The organism is Bradyrhizobium sp. SHOUNA76, from assembly GCF_023006445.1.
Classification (GTDB): domain Bacteria; phylum Pseudomonadota; class Alphaproteobacteria; order Rhizobiales; family Xanthobacteraceae; genus Bradyrhizobium.
Window position 1 is genome coordinate 1 of the sequence record NZ_JALBHA010001158.1, and the last position, 478, is coordinate 478.

1 pseudogene is annotated in these 478 nt (G+C 68.2%); it reads right to left on the minus strand.

Features of this window, described 5'->3' with window-relative positions:
• Positions 1-478: pseudogene (locus MOV74_RS40275) on the minus strand (MFS transporter); the annotation flags it as partial.

Here is a 478-nt window from a genome sequence, read left to right on the forward strand (position 1 = left end):
CGAGCAGGCCGGCCGGGTAACGCTCGACCAGGCGGCCGGCGAGGGGCGCCGCGAAGGCTACCGCGATCGGCCAGGGCGTGATCAGAAGACCCATATGCACCGCCGAATAGCCGAAGCGGCTCTGGAGGTAGAAGGGGATCGCGACGAAGGCGAGCATCTGCCCGCAGAACGAGGCGATCGAGGTCGCAATCGACAGCGCGAACACCGGAATGCGCAACAGGTCGACCGGCAAGAGCGGCGAGGTCATGTGGGTCTCGCGGTAGATCAGGAGCGCACCGGCGACGACAGCGATGGCGAACTCGATCAGGCAGGTGATCGCTGCTTCGCCATGGCCGACGCTGTCGACCGCGGCGATGCCGACACCGAAGGTGATCGCGGACAGCCCCGCGCTCTGCCAGTCGAACGAATGGCTGGCGGGCTTGGTGTGCGGCAGGCTGCGCAGGCCCAGCAGCAGCGTCGCCGCGCCGAGAGGCACGTT